Genomic DNA, 20,208 nt, shown 5'->3' with positions numbered 1-20,208 from the left:
CAAAAACTACATTAAAAATAAAGCCAAAATACTTACGATTTACCGTCTCCAATGTAAGCATTTCAATCGAATTTTGCACTACGCATGTCTCTGTGTCGCTATGAGGCTTTTAGCATCTCTTATTGCAGCACAGCATTATACTTAGTGCAAAATTCTTGGGAATAGTTCATTCGAATAAAATCGAACGATTAGCCCATGTGCAAACCACCATTGATAGAGAAATCAGAGCCTGTTGCATATCCACCTTCATCGGATGCAATCCAGGCCACGATAGATGCAATTTCTTCTGGTTCTGCTAGGCGTTTAACTGGAATACCCGATACGATTTTCTCTAATACATCTGGACGAATTGCGCGCACCATGTCTGTCCCTACATAGCCAGGAGACACCGTATTCACAGTAACGCCCTTAGTCGCAACTTCTTGCGCTAACGCCATACTAAAGCCGTGAATACCTGCTTTTGCAGTGGAATAGTTAGTTTGACCGAACTGGCCTTTTTGACCATTCACAGAAGAAATATTGATAATACGACCCCAACCCCGATCAACCATGCTCTCAATCACTTGTTTCGTTACATTGAACAAGGAATTTAAGTTCGTATCGATAACCGCGTCCCAATCAGCCTTGCTCATTTTGCGGAATTGACCGTCACGCGTAATACCGGCATTGTTGACCAAAACGTCGACTTCACCAATTTCGGTACGGACTTTTTCAAAGGCCGCGCGCGTGGATTCCCAATCAGAGACATTGCCTTCAGAAGCGTGAACATCAAATCCTTCTGCACGCATATCGGCCAGCCATTTATCTTTGCGTGGTGAATTGGGGCCACAGCCTGCTACTACCGTATAGCCATCTTTGCATAAACGTTTGCAAATTGGAGTTCCAATACCACCCATACCACCTGTTACATAAGCAATTCGCTTTGACATACTTAATCTCCAGAGTTTCAATAAAAGGCACTACTAAACTTAACAATTACATGCACTTAACATCAATTAATCGGCGCGAACCTTGACATAGCGTCCAGGTGCAGGCTCTAACTCACTATAACCTAATGCACCTGGTTTTGCGGGTGCTTTTACCATTTTTCCACCATGTTCAGCCAAAAATGTTGCCCATTCAGGCCACCAGCTACCCGGACACTCAGTCGCCGCGTCCAACCAAGCTTGAGAGTCGTGAGTTAATTTGTCATTAATCCAATAGCTACGCTTGTTTTTTGATGCTGGATTAATTACACCTGCGATATGTCCAGATGCGCCTAAGACAAATCGATTTCGACTTTTCTTTTTAGGATTAAGAATTTCTGTTGATGCAAAAGCCGCCTGCCAAGGTACGATGTGATCTTCTTTAGAGCCATAGATGAAAACAGGCGCATCGATCTTGGATAGGTCAACTTTATTCCCAGCTACGGTCAATTTGCCAGCTTCTTTCAAACTATTTTCAAGATAGGTGTTGCGTAAATACCAGCAAAACATCGGTCCTGGTAAATTTGTACTATCGGAATTCCAATATAAAAGATCAAATGCTGGGGGTTTTTGACCTTTCAGATAATTTGATTGGACATAGTTCCATACCAAATCATTTGGGCGCAAACTAGAAAAGGTGCTGGCCAGATCGCGACCAGGCATTAGTCCACCGTGTCCTAAAGTTTGTTCGCGCAAACTGACTTGCAACTCATCAACAAAAACGTCCAAGACGCCCGTATTTGTGAAGTCTAATAAGGTGGTTAATAGCGTCAAGCTACTCGCAGGATAAACGCCACGATCTGCTAACACTGCTAGAGCGGTTGACACTATCGTGCCGCCAACGCAAAAACCAAAGACATTCAATTTATCTTGCTTGCTGATCTCTTGTACGACTTCAAGCGCTTTAATTGCACCATGTTCAATATAGTCATCCCAAGTCACATCTGACATGCTTTGATCCGGATTCGCCCACGACACCAAGAACACGGTATGCCCCTGCTCCACTGCATAACGAACTAAGGAATTTTCAGGTTGTAGATCGAGGATATAAAATTTATTGATACAAGGTGGCACCATCAATAAAGGACGTTGATGCACAGTTTTATTCAGCGGTTTGTATTGAATCAACTGAAATAGGCGATTCTCAAAGACGACCGAACCTTCCGTAGTCGCGACATTTTTACCCACTTCAAATGCAGATTCATCTGTCAGAGAAATTCTTCCCTTCTGCATATCTTCGAGCATTTGAGTAATGCCCTTCATAAGGCTTTCGCCTCCAGTTTCTACGAGCTTGGCTTGTGCTTCGGGGTTGGTCGCCAAAAAATTGGCTGGTGACATGGCGTCGACCATTTGTTGAACGGCAAAGCGAATTTTTTGTTTTTTCTTTTCTGGCGCTTGCACTGATTCCGCCAATAAACTCAGGAATCGCGCGTTCAGCAGGTAGACAGCAACGTTATAAGCATGCGTTGTTTGTTGATGCCAATCAGTCGATGAAAATCGTCGATCATTTATTTGCGGTAATTTAGAAGATATAAAATCTTTCCATAAATTGCCTAACTCAGAAAAATATTCTGACTGCAAGCGACTTAAAACTGCAGGGTCAATTTCTGCGCCATATTCTTTCAGCATGGTTAACATGGAAGAGTCTTGCGCAAAAGGATTATTGAGGCCCATACTCCCTGCTTTCATCCACTCTTGCAGGGGATTTTGCTGGGTCATTTGTTGCGTCATTTGTTGCATTATTTGCTGTAACCAATTTGCGTACATCGTCTGAGAGTTGTCACTCATTATGCAATTTTCCTAGTTTTAGAGTATTGTCACAAATGCTGATCTAAATTTTGGCGTCAATAAATCAAGTATTGCTAAACTACTTTTGCTAACCAACTTTTGCTAATTAACTTAGCATCCTAATTTGAAATATTATGGCCTTCTTGTATCTTATCGCAATCGCGTGGATTTATGTCGTTCTCTTGATGTCTTTAGCAGAGTCATCAATACTTGCAGGCGTTATGACTTTCATTTTTTACTGCATCATCCCACTCGGGCTTGTGTTGTACATACTCAGTTCACCAGCGCGCAAACGTCGAATCAAACAAGCTGAACAAGACCGCCTGGAACAACATCGACAACAACGACAGCAAGACGAAACTACTCAAACCAAATCCAACTAGCCATCCGGCCTGTCACCCCATCCCGACGATAAGAGTAAAAAAGCGCATCTTCGGTGAAGGTGCAATGTTCGCCACCTGAAATACTATTAATTCCCACACCTTGTAATATCGTACGAGCCAATCCATACATATCAGCGAGAAATTTAGCGTCGCGATCAAGCGGCTTAAAATGAACTTTTTGTTGTGGCATTTTTTGCGTAAATGCATTCACCACATCAGCTCCAACTTCAAATGCCGACGCACCAATTGCTGGCCCCAACCAAGCGGTAATTTCATGCCCACTATTTTTACGCATTTGCAACACTGCGGCTTCAACTACGCCTGCAGCAAGACCGCGCCAACCAGCGTGCACCGCAGCCACACACCGACCATCAGTTGATGCCAACAAAATCGGCAAACAATCCGCGGTCAATATCGCACAAGGGACTTTTGATAGTTTGGTATAGCAAGCGTCAGCTTCTACAATTTGCCCATCTTGGATGTTCGCTGCATCAACTGCCAGAATGCCATGAATTTGTGATAAGAATGTGACATCCTTAGGAAAAAAATCAGATATGCAATCGCGATTCATGCGAACAGCGTTGACATCATCGCCAACATGATTGGCTAGGTTCAATCCATTGTCGCCATCGACATCACCATACGGCGCTACACTGACACCACCGATACGCGTGCTGGAATAAGCGCGAACGTTTGCAGGACAATCTGGCCAATCGGGCTTAATTAGCACTAAGCCAGTATCATCATCACGAATAAAACTCATAGCTGGGCCATGCCTGCGCGCTCAAGTAAATCCATGAAATCTGCTTCTAAAGGAATACTCCATTCAACTGGCAAGTTACTGACAGGATGGATCAGACCTAACTTACGTGCTTGCAAAGCTTGACGTGGGAAAAACCGCGCCAAATGTTGCTTACCGTAGAGCGTGTCTCCCACCAAAGGAAAGCCCAACGACAGCATGTGCACACGAATTTGGTGAGTGCGGCCTGTTTCTAATTGACAGCCAACCAAGCTCACCGGAAAGCGTTCCAACATGCCAGTAGAAATTCTTTGGAAGTGCGTGATTGCTGGTTTTGCCAAAACACTGTGAGAAACAGACATTTTTAAACGATCACGTGAATGTCTAGCCATTGCCGCGTCTACCGTTCCGGATGCATTAGGTGTGCCCCACACCATCGCAGCGTATTCGCGCTTGACAGTTCTTGCTTGTAACTGGCGGACTAATTCCGTTTGTGCTGTTAAGGTTTTGGCGACTACCATCAAGCCAGAGGTATCCTTGTCGAGTCGGTGCACAATTCCCGCGCGTGGCACCGCCGCCAGCAAAGGACGATGAAATAGCAAACCATTCAACAAGGTTCCTGACCAATTACCTGCAGCTGGATGAACAACCAATCCAGCGGGCTTATTCAGAACAATAATCGCGTCATCTTCATAAATGATATTGAGCGGAATGTCTTCTGCGGTATAGGCGTTATCCTCGGCAGCTGCCTGAGGAATAATGGTAATGCGCTCATCACCAAGCATTGTCGTCTTAATTTTTGAAGGTTTGCCATCAACCAGTACGTGACCTTCTTCTATCCATTGCTGAATGCGACCACGTGAATACTGTGGGACCAACTTGGACAAAACCTTATCCAAACGATCACCACAAATACTATCTGGCAATATCAATTCGATCGGTTCAGCCTCTTCAGCTACCTTTATCTGAGTATCCTGATCAATTTCATCGAGATCTAGCTCACTATCGGTTAAAATCATTTTGTCATTTGGTGTCACATTAATTACCATCGGCTATAATCCGTCAATTATTCTCATGCACTTGCAAAGCTCATGCACATTAAATACATAAAATTGTTAGGTCTCGCACTATCCATCTCACTTGCTGGCTGCGGTATTTTCGGCGATAAAATTGAAGAAAGTAAAAACTGGTCCGCAGAAAAATTATACGCTGAAGCAAAAGATGAATTAGCTGCAGGATCTTATGAGCGCTCAGTTCAATTGTTTGAAAAGCTTGAATCCCGCTTCCCATTTGGTGCTTATGCACAACAAGCACAGCTCGAAATTGCTTATGCTCATTATAAACAAGGCGACCAGGCACAAGCTTTGGCTGCGGTTGATCGCTTTATTAAATTGCATCCCAATCATGCCAATGTTGATTACATGTATTACTTACGTGGTTTAATCAACTTTAATGATGACATGGGCTTCTTCAGCTTTATCGCAAATCAGGATATTACTGAGCGCGATCCAAAAGCGACACGTGATTCATTTGATGCTTTCAAGGAATTGGTCACTCGATTCCCAGACAGCAAGTATACGCCAGATGCGATTGCACGCATGAAGTATTTAGTAAATTCTCTGGCACAGTATGATCTACACGTAGCAAAATACTATTTACGTAGAAATGCTTTCGTTGCTGCAGCTAATCGCGCGCAGTCTGCCATTAAAGAATACCCAGATGCGCCGGCTATTGAAGAAGCCTTAGTGGTTCTTATCAAAGCTTACGATGGCATGGGCATGATTGAGCTGAGAGACGATGCCAAACGTGTCTTCACCAGCAATTTCCCTAAGAGTACATTACTAGACACATATGGCTCAAAAAAATCATGGTGGAAATTTTGGAGTTAAGCTCAGAGTTACTACCAAAGTCTGAGCAAGCTTGATTGAAAAGTTTGGCCTCCAAGAAAACTGAGCACCAACATCTACAAAAGCCTCTAACATCAGTTCGAGGCTTTTGTGTTTCTAGTCGGAGACTTTGCGGCGAAAAATCCAATGATTGGGATCTGATTCCTCCTCAATATAGCGATATCCATCATAGTTAAAATTCTTTAGCTCAGAGGCTTTCTTAATGTGATTCTGCGCGCAATATCGAACCATGCTTCCCCTCGCCTTCTTGGCAAAGAAAGATACAACCTTGAATTTACCTGCAGAGTAATCTTGAAATATCGGTTGAATCACAGGAACGGGAAGAGATTTGAGCTTAACCACCTTGGCATACTCTTCCGAAGCTAGGTTCACTAGGGTTTTCGCCTTATTTTGCTCAATATCGGCGATTACTTGCGCGGTAACTTTCTCTGACCAATAGGCGTAAAGTGTATTGCCCATCATCGTCTTCAATGTGGTTCCCATTTCTAAACGATAAGCTTGGATTAAATCTAAAGGGCGTAATATTCCATATAAGCCAGATAAAATGCGAAGGTGCTTTTGCAAGTACGTTACTTCCTTCTTGGCTAAATGCCTCGCTTGCAAACCACTATAGACATCGCCATCAAAAACAAATACTGCTTGTCTTTCTTTTTTCTTTGCCGCTAGACTTACCAAGTCTGCAAATCGCTCCACATTTAATTGCGCCAGGGCGGGAGAGATTTTCATTTTCTCTTGCAAATCTGCGCTGCTAAGTTGAGACGCAATTCCAGCAAGATAGTCAACTTCGTTTGAAAATTGAATTTGACTCGAGGTGCGAACTAACGCTGGGGTAGTGAAATCAAGGCTTTTCGCGGGGGACAGCAATATCAACATAGGTTTTACAAGAAATTAAGCAACAAACTTAGCCACAGAAAATTGAATATCAAACGAAAGGAAGACTAAGAACTCTACGTAAAACAATACGCATGATTCAAGGGTCCCCAATATGTCCATAAAAATAGTCTTAGATACCAATGTTTGTTTAGATTTATTTGCCTTTAAAGACCCTCGCTGGCAAATGATTTTGCAAGCTCTGGATAGTAAGGAGCTAAACGCAATTACGAGGGAAGATTGTCGGAATGAGTGGCTAGCAGTATTGCACTATCCACACTTACCGGTAGACGACGACAATCGGGCGCAGATTGTATCAACTTTTGATCATTACATCACAATCGAAGAAAACCCACCGAAAACCATAAAACTCCCGGCATGTAGCGATAAGGACGATCAAAAATTTTTAGAAATTTGTCGTGACGCCGATGCTCAGATTCTTGTCACAAAAGATAAGGCTTTACTAAAATTAGCTAGAAAAATACAAAATCTAAATTTATTCATCATTGAAACGCCTGAAAAATTTACAGCCAGACTAGTTGCAAAAGCGCAAGCTTTGTAACTAAATTCATTAAATGCACAATAAAGTGATGACAAATTTTGTTGCACAGGGTTATCCTTACAACATGCTAGTTAGGTTTCTGTAGGTAAATATTTCGATGAAATTATATTTATGCAATTACTGAAGCCTACCCCAGAGCCTATACTGAATTCTTATTATCAATAACAACAGCATTCAATGTAAGTTCGCACACAAATGTTTGGCGATTAGGAGAGAAAAAGATTATGACAGATTCAGCAGATGATCTAGATGCATTATTTGAAGAGATGTCCAATCAACGAGATAGCAGTTCGCCAGCAGTTGAAGTTGCCACGGCAGCTGCCACGGCACCAGAGCCTGTAGCCGAAAGCTCTCATGGCAAACTATCCTTAAGTCTTGATAGCGATAGTGCATCCAAACCGATGTTTGATCGACTAGGAAACTTAGTTCGCATGATGCATGATTCTATGCGTGAACTCGGCTATGACCGCTCACTTTCCGATGTGGCGTCGCAGATAGCTGATGCGCAGGGGCGTCTTGAGTATGTCGCATCTTTGACTGAACAAGCAGCCAACAAAGTATTAAATGCGACCGATGCCGGCATCCCGGAACAAGATGTTTTAGGAAAGAATGCAAAAGATATCGATGAGCGTTGGGCGACCCTTTTCAGTGGGAAAATGAGCGTCGATGACTTTAAACTACTGGCTTCTGACTCAAAATCCTTTGCGAACAAAGTGCTCGCTTCTACTGATGCAGAAAAAGCACGTCTGTTAGACATTATGATGGCGCAAGATTTCCAAGATCTTACAGGCCAACTTATCAAAAAAGTACTCATTATCACGCAGGCAGTTGAACACGAGTTGGCGCAAATTCTGCTCGACAATGCACCAACTGAACTCAAAGAAAAAGCCATTGAATTAATGGAAGGTCCGTCCGTTCCAAATGCTGCGTTAGAGCAGGACGATGTAGATAACCTACTTGATAGTCTGGGTTTCTAAATGGATGATATGCTCAAAGAATTTGTCGTTGAGGCTTTAGATCTCGCGGTCAATGTAGAAGAGCATCTGCTCTCACTGCAGCGTAACCCCGAAGATATGAACACACTCAACGCCGTGTTTAGATCCTTCCACACCATCAAAGGTGGCGCGGGTTTCATGAATCTGTCTGCGATGGTCTCTGCATGCCATCTGACAGAAAATTTATTTGATGCATTACGCACGGGTAAATCCCCCGTCACTCCTATTGCGATTGAAGCCGCACTCGAAGCAAGTGGCTTTGTGTCCGATCAATTGACTGCACTGTCAAATGGCACCGATCCAGATCAGTTATCGACAATGCCGGCTGCGCTAGAACAATTGCTGAACGATGCGATCGAGGGTAAATCTTCTTCTGCAGCGCCTGCCACCAAAGCAACCAGCGCAAAACCATCAAGTAGCGATGTTATTCAAACTGTTGCCCCTACCGTAGTCGCCGAAGGTGAAGTGCCTTGGGATGCTTATTATCGTGCGGTCGTTCCGGCTGGAACCTTGCCAGATGCTCCGCCAGTTAATCCAGTTATTAAGCAAGAACAGGAAGCAGTTAAAACATCTCTGGCAAGTAATGAAATAAAGCAAAACGCTCCCGTCAAAGAAGAAAGTATACGTATTGACGCGGTTAAGCTCGATGTCTTGTTGGAAGTTGCCGGGGAATCAGTTCAGGCTGCCAACCAAGCCGCTGTTTTATTGGAAAAACTATCGCAATTTCCGTTCGATGGTGATGCCGCTCCATTGATGTCAGCACTGACAGAAACCTTAAACCGTGCCTCGCGCTATTCCACAGAATTGCAACGCGCTACTTTAGCTACGCGCATGCAACCGGTTGGCCGCTTATTCCAAAAATTTCCACGATTAATTCGTGAGTTGGCGAAAGACTTAGGTAAAGAAGTTGATTTGGAAATTTCAGGAGCAGAAACTGAGGTTGATCGTGTCGTCGTGGATAGTTTGTACGACCCGTTAGTTCACATGTTACGTAACTCGTTGGATCACGGTATTGAATCCGCAGAAGAACGAGCTGCGACGACGAAACCAGCCCGCGCAAAGATTTTGCTCAAAGCTTGGCAAGAAGCGAGCAGCGTCATGATTGAAGTGACCGACGATGGTAAAGGCATGGATGCGAATCGCCTGCGTGAAAAAGCAATTTCAAAAGGCTTGATTAATGCTCATGAAGCGCGCACGGACGATGAGGCATTCCAATTGGTCTTCTTGCCGGGCTTTTCGACCAAAGAAGTCGCTTCCAGCGTTTCTGGTCGTGGTGTGGGTATGGACGTCGTGAAAACTGCGGTTGAACGGCATCGCGGTGCGATTCGTATTAATTCTCACTTAGGCAAAGGCACGACCTTCATTATCCGCTTGCCTATCGAGTTATCAATTGTTCCAACCATGTTAGTGCGTACCGCCGGCGCATCGCTGGCATTGCCTATGTCAACCGTCCAGCGCGTCGTTGAATTGCCAGAAACCTTTGAAAGTGTTGGTGGCCAGCCCGTCTTGCGCGACTTAGGCAGACCACTGCCAATCCGCTCGCTTGGTCAAGTCTTGGGCTATGAAAAGAGTACAGAACGTGTCGGCATCGTGATTGCCGCACCGAATCCTTATATCATTTCGGTCGACTCTGTTGATGGCACATCTGACTTGGTGATCAAACCATTGACTTGCATTTCTACACCAGGCATTACCGGAACAGCGCGGTCCGCCGAAGGTGAATTGGTATTGGTAATTAGCTTGTCGTTCTTACTAGATGGCTGCAAAGTCGTTGAGCGTCACGGTACTTAACTCTTCGAAATAGATAGCTAAAAATAGCTATCGGTGTTTATATATATGCTAAAGCGGCGGCAGACTGAGAAGTCTGCCGCCGTTTCAACATGAATTCTGGTTCTCTGTCAAAATAGTGTTCCTATATTTGATCTCCACATCGTACCTATTCATGAACCAGCCTGATTCACCAGTTCACAAACCACTTCATTTCCAAAACTGCTTTGCTGAATTAGGCTCTGCCTTTTTCACGCCCCAACATCCAACTCCACTGAAGTCCCCGTATTTGATCGCAGTCAGCCCGGAAATGCTAAGTGAATTTGGTATCAGCGATGAACAAATCAGAGAGCCCGAATTGATTGAAGTGTTTAGTGGAAATCGCGTTCATTCAAGTAGCGCCCCATTAGCTACCGTGTATTCAGGGCATCAATTTGGCGTTTGGGCTGGACAGTTAGGTGATGGGCGCGCCATTTTACTGGGCGATCTCGCCACGCGACAAGATAATATACGACATGAAATTCAACTCAAAGGTGCAGGTATGACGCCCTACTCTCGCATGGGCGATGGGCGCGCAGTGTTACGCTCGTCAGTGCGTGAATTTTTGTGTTCAGAAGCGATGGCAGGATTAGGAATTCCCACATCACGCGCACTTTGCATTACAGGTTCAGATCAATATACGATGCGTGAAATGCCAGAGAAAACGGCAGTCGTAACTCGAACCGCTCCTAGTTTTGTTCGTTTCGGATCATTTGAACATTGGTATTACAAGGAAAAGCCTGAGCAATTGCAGCAATTGGCGGACTTTGTCATTCAGCACTACTATCCGCACCTACAGAATACCGAGAATCCTTATCCAGCTTTGTTGAAAGAAGTCGTCATCAAAACCGCTCAGCTCGTGGCGCATTGGCAGGCCGTTGGATTCATGCATGGTGTATTAAACACGGACAATATGTCTATTCTGGGTTTGACTCTGGATTATGGCCCATTTGGTTTTATGGACGGATTTGACCCTGCGCATATTTGCAATCATAGTGATAATCAGGGACGTTATTCCTACCAAATGCAACCACGCATAGGACAATGGAATTGTCACGCACTGGCACAAGCCCTATTGCCATTAATTGGCGACGTGGAAACTACGCAAGAAGCCTTATCGCCTTATGTTGATCATTATGAAGCGCACTATCACAAACTTATGCAACAAAAATTCGGATTACTCGACCAAATGCCCGGTGATGACGAATTATTTGCAGCGTACCTAGACTTAATGGCGAGCACGCGAACAGATTTCACACTGGCATTTAGAAATTTGAGTCAGGTTGAACGACAGCCCAGCCCTAACGATAATGCGTTGCGTGATCTATTTGCTGATAGGGCAAGCTTAGATATTTGGTTACAAACGTATCGCTCGCGCTTACAGCAAGGGAATTCGATTGATGCAGAACGCCAGATTCGTATGAACCAAATCAATCCCAAATATGTTTTGCGTAATTATTTGGCTCAACAAGCGATAGAAAAGGCCGAGCAAAAAGACTTTAGTGAAATCGAAAAACTCTTAAAAATATTAACCAATCCATTTGCAGAACAGCCCGAATTTAAGGAATACGCTCAGCTGCCGCCTGATTGGGCTGGTCAATTATCAGTTAGCTGTTCATCGTAAAATGACACAATAATACTTTGACCGACATCACTACTTACGCGAACTATCATGAATAAAATCAAGAAAACAGATGCCGAATGGCGTCAACAACTGAGTGACATGGAATACCAAGTGACGCGACATGCGGCCACTGAACGAGCTTTTACCGGTAAATTTTGGGATCATCACGAAACGGGTATTTATACTTGTGTTTGTTGTGAGACGCCGTTATTTGAATCGGATGCTAAATTTGATTCTGGCTGTGGCTGGCCCAGCTACTTTAAAGCTTTAAATCCCGAGCACGTGAGAGAAATTGCGGATCACTCACATGGCATGACGCGGGTCGAAATAGTGTGTAATATCTGCGACGCTCATTTAGGTCACGTATTTCTCGATGGGCCAGCGCCGACGCGCTTACGATACTGTATTAATTCCGCAGCATTAAATTTTAAGGCTACAACCAAATTATGATGAAGTTATTGTTTGATCTTTTTCCAGTCTTGCTCTTTTTCTTAAGCTATAACCAGGCAGAGAAATACCCGACAGTTTCACATCAATTGGCAAATCAATTTCTAGCGGGATTGACTTCTGGAAATGCGGTGTCATTACAAATGGCGCCAATTCTCTTGGCAACTGCCATTGCGGTAATTGCATCAGTTATGCAAATCACTTACCTTTTATTGCGTAAGCGAAAAATAGATTTGATGCTATGGATTTCATTCTTCATTGTCAGTGTATTTGGTGGGCTCACAATTTACTTTCAAAACGACACCTTCGTTAGAATTAAAATAACTATTATTTACTGGATGTTCGCAATTGGCTTTGCATTCGGTTTCTATGTATTGAAAAAGAATTTTCTGAAAGTAAGCATGGGCGGCGAAATATCTATGCCAGAAGAGGCATGGAGTCGTTTAAATCTCGCTTGGATAGCCTACTTTGTCATTATGGGAGCAGCCAATCTGTATGTAGCACTCAATTTTGCTCAAAGTACTTGGGTAAGCTACAAATTCTATTCATTCTTTGCATTGCCTGTTTTTGTTATTGGGCAAACATTTTTTCTCATGAAATATATAGAGGAACCAAAATGAATGACCGCATTCAACGCATACAACATAGGCTGCAAGCCGCTTTAGAGCCGATTTTGTGCGAGCTAAAAGATGATTCCGCAGCGCATAAGGGTCATGCCGGTGCTGCAGGTGGTGCCGGACACTACACTGTTACAATTATTAGCGAAAAATTTGAAGGCTTAAATCGTATTTCCCGCCACCGACTAGTGTATGATGCCGTTGGCGATTTAATGCATACGGAAATACATGCACTTGTTATCCAGGCTTTAAGTCCTTCTGAAACACCAAAATAACATTTTATTAACCGTTTTTGTTGTACTTACTTTGTATTTTAGGAACAGATAATGACTTTTAAACCCGCTCATTTGCTGGTTGTACTTCTAGTAACCGCATTCCCTGCGATGGCGCAGAATTTGGCAACGGTCAATGGAAAAGCAATCCCTGCTTCAAAAGCAGAACCATTTGTAAAGCAAGCTTTGGCACAAGGTCAAAAAGACACGCCACAATTGCGCGCTATGATTAAAGACCGTTTGGTTGGTACAGAAGTATTGTTGCAAGCAGCAGAAAAAGCTGGTTACGGCAAAAATGAAGAAGTTAAAGTTCAAATTGAAATGGCTCGCCAACAAATTTTGATTCAATCTTTAATGCGTGCTCACGTAGAAAAAAATCCAGTTTCAGAAGCTGATGTCAAAGCCGCTTACGATAAATGGAAAACACAAAACGGCGACAACGAATACCATCCTTTCCACATTTTGGTAGAAAAAGAAGATGATGCGAAAGCCATCATTTCTAAATTGAAAGGCGGCGCTAAATTTGAAGAATTAGCTAAACAATCTAAAGATACAGGTTCAGCTGGCAAAGGCGGTGATTTGGATTGGGTTTCTCAAGCTAATGTTCCACCAGCATTTGCTGCTGCGTTGACATCTTTGAAAAAAGGCCAATTCACAGAAACACCAGTTAAAACAGAAGTTGGTTTTCACATCATCAAATTGGATGACGTTCGTCCTTTGAAATTGCCAACTTTGGATGAAGTAAAACAACAGATCGGTGAAAGCTTGGTACAAGAAAAAGTTCAGGCTTACCAACAATCCCTGATCAAAGCTGCTGTGATCAAGTAATTCACGATCGCTGACTTATGACGCAAAAAAAGACGCTTTTAGGCGTCTTTTTTTGCTTCTAATCTTGTTTCTAAGGCAGGAAAAAATCTACACTCCCATCTTTTCCAGCATACTACCAAGCTCACGTAAGGCAGGCTCTAACTTCGGATGTTTACTGGCAAATTTGACGTAAATGGCTCGCGAACGATCACTTAGTGCTACATACAAAGGGTCATCGGGACTTTCCTCTTTTGCCAATACGGTTTCAATGTCTTGATGCAAGTTTTGTAGCAAGGCTTTCATCTCAGCGTCAACTTGCTCCGTGCTATGTAAGCCATCTTGCAATTGTTTGAGCAAACCTTTTAGCATATCGCGTTTCATATTTTTTCTCCTTGTTTCTGGCAATCACATATCGACGATAAAAACTCCAGCCATATTTTTCTGAATCACCCTTTGATTCAGTGTAGCACTAAGCCTTGAAAAGTAAGACCACAGCTTCAGCAGCGATGCCTTCTTCGCGCCCCAAATAACCTAACTTCTCATTGGTTTTTGCTTTGATATTTACCTGTGCCAGCGTTACTTGCAAATCTTCGGCAATATGTTGAACCATGCTAGGAATATGTGGTGCCATTTTAGGCTGTTGCGCAATGATAGTGGCATCCAGATTTCCCAACACATAACCACTCGCATGCACACGAGCCATTGCTTCTCGCAACAAAACACGTGAGTCTGCACCGGCAAATTTGACATCGGTATCAGGAAACAATTTACCAATATCGCCAAGCGCCGCAGCGCCTAAGAGTGCGTCGGTAATCGCGTGCAATAGAACATCAGCGTCAGAGTGTCCCAGCAAACCGGTTTTATGGGGAATATCAACGCCGCCAATGATCAATTTGCGCCCTTCAACCAAGGCATGGCAATCGTAACCTTGGCCGATTCGAAATGGCAAAGGCAAACTTATAGGCTGACTTTTTACACTTGTACTCATAGCTCTTTAAAAAAATAATTTCAAAAATTCTAAATCTTCCGGTACCGTCAATTTGCAATTGCGGAGCGCTCCCTCGACTAACTTGGGGTGATAACCGATTGCCTCGATTGCACTGGCTTCGTCGGTAACCTCTATCGCCATCTCCAGTGCACGGGACAATAATCCAAGACTAAATAACTGCGGCGTCTGTGCTAACCATAAGTTTAGTCGGTCTATCGTTTCTACTTGCCCCGCCACACTACGCTTAACGGTATCGACAACTGGTAAAGCCAACAAGCCACCATTTACATCATTGCCAATGGCATCGATCAATTTTCCCACCAAAACGGGCGTCAAACCTGGTCGTGCCGCATCGTGTACCAGAACTTGATCGTGATTTTGATAATGGCTGAATTTGCTGATCACTTGCAAACCGTTTTGTACGGTATCTCGCCGTGTAGCGCCACCGCAATTTAACACTGTCAACTTGTTATTTGCTGCTAAAGCCTCATCGATAAAAGCATCTTCTGCGCTAACAACCACAAAGATATGATCAATTTGCGGACATGCAAGAAAACAATCAACTGTTCTTTGCAAAACGCTCTTCCCCGCCAAATCCAAGTATTGTTTAGGTACATTTGCAGCCATACGAGCGCCCACACCCGCCGCTGGAATTAAAGCGATATATTTTGGCGCTAAGTCTTTTGACGAGTCGCCGTTCTCATCGCGGGGCAAAATCGATAAATCAGAAGATTGTTGGGTCATTTCGAGGATACAAGTAGCTGTGCTTGTGCATCGTTTATAATTGATCCTCATTTTAACCGCCAATTCCTGCTTCTGGGCTTTTTCCCGCTCGTAGCGCACGAATTTGCAGAACTCCTTGCTTTACATCTAATGTCTTTCGATTTCATCAAAGCGCTACCCAAAGCTGGTCACCGATTCGTGCTACCGTCTACTCACGGCTCAGCCGATGCTTATGCCATTGCACAAGCCGCTGTCGCCTTAAAAGCTGAACAAAGGTTTCTGACAATCTTCGTTGCTAGCCCAGCAGATGCGCAACGCTTACTCAGTGAATTACCATGGTTCGCACCAGATCTACGCTGCCATTTATTACCTGATTGGGAAACGCTGCCATATGACGCTTTTTCACCGCATCAGGATCTGGTATCTGAACGTCTAGCGACTTTATATGAAATCAATAGCGGCAATTGCGATGTCTTAATCGTCCCTGCTACCACGGCCTTGGTCCGTATGGCGCCGCCGTCATTTTTAGCGGCTTATACTTTCTTCTTTAAAGTTGGTGAAACGCTCAACGAAGCTAAACTCAAAACGCAATTAACATTAGCTGGTTACACCCACGTCTCCCAAGTTATGTCGCCGGGTGAGTATTCCGTGCGCGGTGGCTTGATTGATTTGTTTCCTATGGGCTCTGTGCTGCCCTATCGTCTTGATCTGTTCGGCGATAGCATAGAAACCATACGCACCTTCGATGCGGACACTCAGCGCTCGCTGTATCCGGTGAAAGAAGTTCGCTTGCTGCCGGGTCGTGAATTCCCTATGGACGAAGCTGGGCGTAGCGCTTTCCGTAATCGTTGGCGCGAACAATTTGAAGGCGATCCTTCGCGTTCTACCGTGTATAAAGACATCGGCAATGGCATTGCATCAGCTGGTATCGAATATTATCTGCCCTTATTTTTTGAATCGACAGCGACACTTTTCGATTACCTGCCGCAAAACACCCATTACGTTTTGATTGGCGATATCGAGGAAGCGATACAACGCTTTTGGGTTGATACACGCTCGCGTTACCAGTTTTTAAAATCCGACAGAGAACGCCCTGTCCTGCCGCCAGAAACCATCTTCTTACGCGACGAGGATTTCTTTGCGACGCTGAAATCGGAGTCTCGCTGGATCATACAAAATGGTGGCGCGGCCTCTGAAGTCTCTAGCTTTTTACCGGATATCGCTGTCAATCGTCGTGCCGATGATCCACTAACAAATTTGCGCTCGTATTTATTGCAAACCGATAAGCGCATCTTCATCTGTGCAGAAACTGCAGGTCGACGTGAAACCTTGCAACAATATTTCCGTGATTTCGATCTCAAAATTAGCATCAGCGAAGATTACACCGACTTCATCACCAGCAGCCCCAAACTGGTCTTAGGTGTAGCACCGTTACATGCAGGATTCCAGGCGCACGACATCGCCTTCATTACTGAAACCGAGTTATACGCTGGCTCTGGCAAACGCGTAGGTCGCAAAAAACAAGAAGCCGTGACGCAAGTCGAGCACATGGTGCGCGATTTGTCTGAATTGAAAATTGGTGATCCCGTCGTCCATAGCAACCATGGTATCGGTCGCTACATGGGACTGATTAGCATGGATTTGGGTGAAGGTGAAACCGAATTCCTGCATCTAGAATATGCGAAAGACACCAAGCTCTACGTGCCCGTATCGCAGTTACATGTGATCTCACGTTATTCCGGTGCTTCGCCCGATGATGCGCCTTTGCATGCGTTAGGATCGGGACAGTGGGAAAAAGCCAAACGCAAAGCCGCACAACAAATTCGAGACACGGCGGCCGAGCTACTCAATCTGTACGCTCGCCGCGCCTTGCGCCAAGGTCATGCCTTTGAATATTCTGCGCACGATTACGCGGCCTTTGCCGACAGTTTTGGTTTCGATGAAACACCAGATCAAGCGGCAGCGATTACCGCAGTGATAGGTGATATGACTTCGGGCAAACCGATGGACAGGTTGATTTGCGGTGACGTCGGTTTTGGTAAAACGGAAGTCGCTTTACGAGCTGCTTTCGTCGCGGTGATGGGCGGTAAGCAAGTCGCGATTCTCGCACCCACCACGCTGCTGGCAGAACAACACGCACAAACCTTCACCGATCGTTTCGCCAATTGGCCAGTGAAAATCGCCGAATTATCGCGTTTCAGAAGTGGCAAAGAAATCGCACAAGCAATCAAAGGCATGGGTGATGGCACGGTCGACATCGTCATCGGCACACACAAACTTTTATCCGAAGACGTCAAATTTTCTCGCCTAGGTTTGGTGATTATCGACGAAGAACATCGCTTCGGTGTGCGTCAAAAAGAAACACTCAAAGCCCTGCGTGCAGAAGTCGATGTACTGACCTTAACAGCAACGCCAATTCCACGCACTTTAGGTATGGCGCTTGAAGGATTACGTGACTTCTCTATCATCGCCACCGCCCCGCAAAAACGTTTAGCTATTAAAACTTTCGTGCGCAGTGAAGGCGATTCGGTGATTCGTGAGGCGTGCTTACGTGAACTTAAACGCGGCGGTCAGGTCTATTTTTTACACAATGAAGTCGAGACCATAGAAAATCGTAAAGCCATGCTCGAAGTCTTGTTGCCAGAAGCACGCATCGCAGTCGGTCATGGTCAGATGAATGAGCGCGACTTGGAAAAAGTCATGCGCGATTTCGTTGCACAGCGCTACAACATCTTACTTTGCACGACGATTATTGAAACCGGTATCGACGTTCCAAGTGCCAACACCATCATCATGCACAGAGCCGATAAATTCGGTTTGGCACAACTACATCAATTACGTGGCCGCGTCGGTCGCTCACATCATCAAGCCTACGCTTATCTACTGGTGCACGATGTGCAAGGCTTAACCAAACAAGCGAATCGTCGTTTAGAAGCAATTCAACAAATGGAAGAACTTGGTAGCGGTTTCTACCTCGCCATGCATGATTTAGAAATTCGTGGAGCAGGCGAAGTTTTGGGAGACAATCAGTCGGGTGAAATGCACGAGATTGGCTTCCAGATGTATTCAGACATGTTGAGTGAAGCCGTACGCAGTTTAAAGAACGGCAAAGAGCCGGATCTAGCAGCACCACTCTCCACCACGACCGAAATTAATCTTCACATCCCCGCTCTCTTACCCAGCGATTTTTGTGGTGATGTACACGAGCGCTTATCTATCTATAAACGCTTGGCAAATTGCAATAAGCTTGATGCCATTGATGACTTACAAGAAGAAATGATAGATCGTTTTGGCAAGTTGCCAGAACCCGTCAAATCACTCTTAGAAACACACCGGCTGCGGGTTGCCGCCAAGCCGCTGGGCATTATCAAGATTGATGCGCACAGCGAAGCCGCAACACTGCAATTTGAACCACAACCACCGATCGATGCGATGCGCATTATCGAATTGGTTCAGAAAAACAAACACATCAAACTCAACGGACAAGACAAGTTACGCATCAGCGCCAACATGCCCGATCTGGCCGCACGCGTAGCCCAAATTAAGAGCACGATGAAAGCCCTGCACTAATCGTCCGTCACTACACTTCAACATGCAAAACATGAATCTGATCATACAAGGTTTAAATGCTGTCTTAGCGCAGCAAGCAGCAACTATACAAAGCATCGCCCAGATGTCAGGCGCAGAGAAAATCGTACCGATTAATGCCAAGGCAGTTCGACTGGAAAACGTGCAATGCGATACAAAAATCCTGCAAGCAATTCAAGAGTTATGCTTGGTCGAGCAGCTTGATGTGTATCACGGACAAACCCGTCAACTCAGTGACTTTAAGCTGGTCGCGATGGATATGGATTCGACTTTAATCACCATAGAATGCATAGACGAAATCGCCGACATGCAAGGTCTGAAGCCACAAGTCGCAGAAATCACTGAAGCCGCTATGCGTGGTGAAATTGAATTTCAAGAAAGCTTAATCCGTCGTGTCGGTTTACTGAAAGGCTTAGAAGCATCGGCGCTACAGAAAGTTTACGATCAACGCCTGCATTTATCGCTGGGCGCGGAGAATATGCTCAAGCAAGTACAAGCGGCGGGCTTGAAAACTCTATTAGTATCAGGCGGATTTACCTTTTTCACCGATAGAATGAAGTCGCGCTTGAATCTTGACTATACCCATGCCAATGTACTCGAAATCGTTGACGATAAACTGACTGGCAAAGTCATCGGCACCATCGTTGACGCCGACGAAAAGAAACGCACGGTTGAAAAAGTGTGCGCCGAACTTGGTATCAATCCACAACAAACTATCGTCATGGGCGACGGTGCGAACGATTTGAAGATGATGGGCATTGCTGGCTTATCCGTTGCATTCCGCGCGAAGCCTGTTGTACGTGCGCAAGCGAATGTGGCTTTGAATTTTGTCGGCTTGGATGGAGTTTTAAATATTTTGACGGGCTCGCCTAGCTAGTCAAATTTATAGGGCGGTGCAACCCGCGCCGCCAGAATTTTCAAAATATCGCGGTGGCAATTTGAAGCGAGAGCAAATACTTAAACGAATATTTGAACAATACGTCATTAAGATTGATTTACAGCGCGGGTTGCACCCGCCCTTGTATTATGAATGAAGAGTCGGTATTTTCACGGACTCGATGTTTTAACAGTTTTTGATAGGCATATCAGAAACGAGCAACTGGATGCCGTACCCGCCCTTAGGTTCA

19 protein-coding genes are annotated in these 20,208 nt (G+C 44.7%); 11 read left to right on the top strand and 8 right to left on the bottom strand.

The genetic code is table 11. From position 1 onward, the window contains the following. Nucleotides 1-188 precede the first annotated feature (188 nt). The 4 genes from H8K55_RS17380 to H8K55_RS17365 form a co-directional block, all read right to left on the bottom strand. A complete protein-coding gene (locus tag H8K55_RS17380; protein WP_186943332.1) occupies nt 189-929 on the bottom strand; it encodes a 3-ketoacyl-ACP reductase in 741 nt (246 codons plus the stop codon). A gap of 66 nt (nt 930-995) precedes the next feature. Further along, nucleotides 996-2,732, bottom strand: a complete 1,737-nt coding sequence (phaC, locus tag H8K55_RS17375) for a class I poly(R)-hydroxyalkanoic acid synthase (protein ID WP_408057986.1) — start codon at nt 2,730-2,732, stop codon at nt 996-998. Nucleotides 2,733-3,113: 381 nt separating this feature from the next. Beyond that, nucleotides 3,114-3,899 carry a peptidoglycan editing factor PgeF gene (gene pgeF / locus H8K55_RS17370; RefSeq protein ID WP_186943331.1) on the bottom strand — a complete coding sequence of 262 codons (786 nt, stop codon included), beginning with the start codon at nt 3,897-3,899 and terminating at the stop codon, nt 3,114-3,116. Then, nucleotides 3,896-4,924 carry an RluA family pseudouridine synthase gene (locus tag H8K55_RS17365; protein WP_230408686.1) on the bottom strand — a complete coding sequence of 343 codons (1,029 nt, stop codon included), beginning with the start codon at nt 4,922-4,924 and terminating at the stop codon, nt 3,896-3,898. Before H8K55_RS17365 ends, pgeF begins: the two co-directional genes overlap by 4 nt. Before the next feature lie 42 nt (nt 4,925-4,966). Here H8K55_RS17365 and H8K55_RS17360 point away from each other — a divergent pair, with 42 nt between their 5' ends. Next, nucleotides 4,967-5,764, top strand: coding sequence for an outer membrane protein assembly factor BamD (locus H8K55_RS17360; RefSeq protein ID WP_186943330.1), 798 nt, complete (start codon nt 4,967-4,969; stop codon nt 5,762-5,764). 114 nt (nt 5,765-5,878) lie between these two features. Here H8K55_RS17360 and yaaA read toward each other — a convergent pair whose 3' ends face one another. Further along, a complete protein-coding gene (yaaA, locus tag H8K55_RS17355) occupies nt 5,879-6,655 on the bottom strand; it encodes a peroxide stress protein YaaA (RefSeq protein ID WP_186943329.1) in 777 nt (258 codons plus the stop codon). Nucleotides 6,656-6,767: 112 nt separating this feature from the next. Here yaaA and H8K55_RS17350 point away from each other — a divergent pair, with 112 nt between their 5' ends. The 8 genes from H8K55_RS17350 to H8K55_RS17315 all read left to right on the top strand — a co-directional run bounded on the left by H8K55_RS17350 (nt 6,768) and on the right by H8K55_RS17315 (nt 13,803). Beyond that, the gene (locus H8K55_RS17350; RefSeq protein WP_186943328.1) at nt 6,768-7,214 is read left to right on the top strand and encodes a putative toxin-antitoxin system toxin component, PIN family; all 447 of its coding nucleotides are present in this window, start codon (nt 6,768-6,770) and stop codon (nt 7,212-7,214) included. A gap of 224 nt (nt 7,215-7,438) precedes the next feature. After that, nucleotides 7,439-8,191 carry a protein phosphatase CheZ gene (locus tag H8K55_RS17345; RefSeq protein WP_186943327.1) on the top strand — a complete coding sequence of 251 codons (753 nt, stop codon included), beginning with the start codon at nt 7,439-7,441 and terminating at the stop codon, nt 8,189-8,191. Continuing rightward, nucleotides 8,192-10,000 (top strand): chemotaxis protein CheA, encoded by a 1,809-nt coding sequence (locus H8K55_RS17340; protein WP_186943326.1) that lies wholly within the window; start codon nt 8,192-8,194, stop codon nt 9,998-10,000. It begins immediately after the preceding gene. A 151-nt stretch (nt 10,001-10,151) separates the two neighbouring features. Further along, nucleotides 10,152-11,639, top strand: coding sequence for a protein adenylyltransferase SelO (locus H8K55_RS17335; protein ID WP_186943325.1), 1,488 nt, complete (start codon nt 10,152-10,154; stop codon nt 11,637-11,639). Nucleotides 11,640-11,687: 48 nt separating this feature from the next. After that, the gene (gene msrB, locus H8K55_RS17330; RefSeq protein ID WP_222612515.1) at nt 11,688-12,089 is read left to right on the top strand and encodes a peptide-methionine (R)-S-oxide reductase MsrB; all 402 of its coding nucleotides are present in this window, start codon (nt 11,688-11,690) and stop codon (nt 12,087-12,089) included. Continuing rightward, nucleotides 12,086-12,706 (top strand): septation protein A, encoded by a 621-nt coding sequence (locus H8K55_RS17325; protein WP_186943324.1) that lies wholly within the window; start codon nt 12,086-12,088, stop codon nt 12,704-12,706. The genes msrB and H8K55_RS17325 overlap by 4 nt, the downstream gene beginning before the upstream one ends. After that, nucleotides 12,703-12,978: a BolA family protein gene (locus tag H8K55_RS17320; RefSeq protein WP_186943323.1), complete on the top strand. Its 276-nt coding sequence runs from the start codon at nt 12,703-12,705 to the stop codon at nt 12,976-12,978. The genes H8K55_RS17325 and H8K55_RS17320 overlap by 4 nt, the downstream gene beginning before the upstream one ends. 51 nt (nt 12,979-13,029) lie before the next feature. Next, nucleotides 13,030-13,803 carry a peptidylprolyl isomerase gene (locus tag H8K55_RS17315; RefSeq protein WP_186943322.1) on the top strand — a complete coding sequence of 258 codons (774 nt, stop codon included), beginning with the start codon at nt 13,030-13,032 and terminating at the stop codon, nt 13,801-13,803. Nucleotides 13,804-13,890: 87 nt separating this feature from the next. Here H8K55_RS17315 and H8K55_RS17310 read toward each other — a convergent pair whose 3' ends face one another. From H8K55_RS17310 to ispD, 3 genes are all read right to left on the bottom strand, one after another. Continuing rightward, entirely contained in the window at nt 13,891-14,163 is a 273-nt protein-coding gene (locus H8K55_RS17310) for a DUF4404 family protein (protein WP_186943321.1), read from the bottom strand. Nucleotides 14,164-14,251: 88 nt separating this feature from the next. Then, the gene (ispF, locus tag H8K55_RS17305; protein WP_186943320.1) at nt 14,252-14,770 is read right to left on the bottom strand and encodes a 2-C-methyl-D-erythritol 2,4-cyclodiphosphate synthase; all 519 of its coding nucleotides are present in this window, start codon (nt 14,768-14,770) and stop codon (nt 14,252-14,254) included. 6 nt (nt 14,771-14,776) lie between these two features. Continuing rightward, nucleotides 14,777-15,514 (bottom strand): 2-C-methyl-D-erythritol 4-phosphate cytidylyltransferase, encoded by a 738-nt coding sequence (gene ispD, locus H8K55_RS17300; protein ID WP_186943319.1) that lies wholly within the window; start codon nt 15,512-15,514, stop codon nt 14,777-14,779. A gap of 129 nt (nt 15,515-15,643) precedes the next feature. Here ispD and mfd point away from each other — a divergent pair, with 129 nt between their 5' ends. Both mfd and serB read left to right on the top strand, forming a co-directional pair. After that, entirely contained in the window at nt 15,644-19,063 is a 3,420-nt protein-coding gene (gene mfd / locus H8K55_RS17295; protein WP_186943318.1) for a transcription-repair coupling factor, read from the top strand. 31 nt (nt 19,064-19,094) lie between these two features. After that, complete coding sequence (gene serB / locus H8K55_RS17290; RefSeq protein ID WP_186943317.1) at nt 19,095-19,958, top strand: phosphoserine phosphatase SerB; 864 nt, start codon at nt 19,095-19,097, stop codon at nt 19,956-19,958. Nucleotides 19,959-20,208 lie beyond the last annotated feature (250 nt).

The sequence above is a fragment of the Affinundibacterium flavidum genome, from assembly GCF_014284175.1.
Taxonomy (GTDB): domain Bacteria; phylum Pseudomonadota; class Gammaproteobacteria; order Burkholderiales; family Burkholderiaceae_D; genus Undibacterium; species Undibacterium flavidum.
The sequence above is the reverse complement of the archived record's forward strand: the minus strand, read 5'-3'. Positions and strand labels throughout refer to the sequence as shown.

What these genes read in the sequence shown, in the direction of transcription:
- phaC (WP_408057986.1), bottom strand. Translation starts at nt 2,732, where the DNA reads ATGTACGCAAATTGGTTACAGCAAATAATGCAACAAATGACGCAACAA.
- H8K55_RS17365 (WP_230408686.1), bottom strand. Translation starts at nt 4,924, where the DNA reads ATGGTAATTAATGTGACACCAAATGACAAAATGATTTTAACCGATAGT.
- H8K55_RS17325 (WP_186943324.1), top strand. Translation starts at nt 12,086, where the DNA reads ATGATGAAGTTATTGTTTGATCTTTTTCCAGTCTTGCTCTTTTTCTTA.
- pgeF (WP_186943331.1), bottom strand. Translation starts at nt 3,899, where the DNA reads ATGAGTTTTATTCGTGATGATGATACTGGCTTAGTGCTAATTAAGCCC.
- H8K55_RS17310 (WP_186943321.1), bottom strand. Translation starts at nt 14,163, where the DNA reads ATGAAACGCGATATGCTAAAAGGTTTGCTCAAACAATTGCAAGATGGC.
- ispD (WP_186943319.1), bottom strand. Translation starts at nt 15,514, where the DNA reads ATGACCCAACAATCTTCTGATTTATCGATTTTGCCCCGCGATGAGAAC.
- H8K55_RS17360 (WP_186943330.1), top strand. Translation starts at nt 4,967, where the DNA reads ATGCACATTAAATACATAAAATTGTTAGGTCTCGCACTATCCATCTCA.
- serB (WP_186943317.1), top strand. Translation starts at nt 19,095, where the DNA reads ATGAATCTGATCATACAAGGTTTAAATGCTGTCTTAGCGCAGCAAGCA.
- H8K55_RS17320 (WP_186943323.1), top strand. Translation starts at nt 12,703, where the DNA reads ATGAATGACCGCATTCAACGCATACAACATAGGCTGCAAGCCGCTTTA.
- H8K55_RS17335 (WP_186943325.1), top strand. Translation starts at nt 10,152, where the DNA reads ATGAACCAGCCTGATTCACCAGTTCACAAACCACTTCATTTCCAAAAC.
- H8K55_RS17345 (WP_186943327.1), top strand. Translation starts at nt 7,439, where the DNA reads ATGACAGATTCAGCAGATGATCTAGATGCATTATTTGAAGAGATGTCC.
- mfd (WP_186943318.1), top strand. Translation starts at nt 15,644, where the DNA reads ATGTCTTTCGATTTCATCAAAGCGCTACCCAAAGCTGGTCACCGATTC.
- yaaA (WP_186943329.1), bottom strand. Translation starts at nt 6,655, where the DNA reads ATGTTGATATTGCTGTCCCCCGCGAAAAGCCTTGATTTCACTACCCCA.
- H8K55_RS17350 (WP_186943328.1), top strand. Translation starts at nt 6,768, where the DNA reads ATGTCCATAAAAATAGTCTTAGATACCAATGTTTGTTTAGATTTATTT.
- ispF (WP_186943320.1), bottom strand. Translation starts at nt 14,770, where the DNA reads ATGAGTACAAGTGTAAAAAGTCAGCCTATAAGTTTGCCTTTGCCATTT.
- msrB (WP_222612515.1), top strand. Translation starts at nt 11,688, where the DNA reads ATGAATAAAATCAAGAAAACAGATGCCGAATGGCGTCAACAACTGAGT.
- H8K55_RS17315 (WP_186943322.1), top strand. Translation starts at nt 13,030, where the DNA reads ATGACTTTTAAACCCGCTCATTTGCTGGTTGTACTTCTAGTAACCGCA.
- H8K55_RS17380 (WP_186943332.1), bottom strand. Translation starts at nt 929, where the DNA reads ATGTCAAAGCGAATTGCTTATGTAACAGGTGGTATGGGTGGTATTGGA.
- H8K55_RS17340 (WP_186943326.1), top strand. Translation starts at nt 8,192, where the DNA reads ATGGATGATATGCTCAAAGAATTTGTCGTTGAGGCTTTAGATCTCGCG.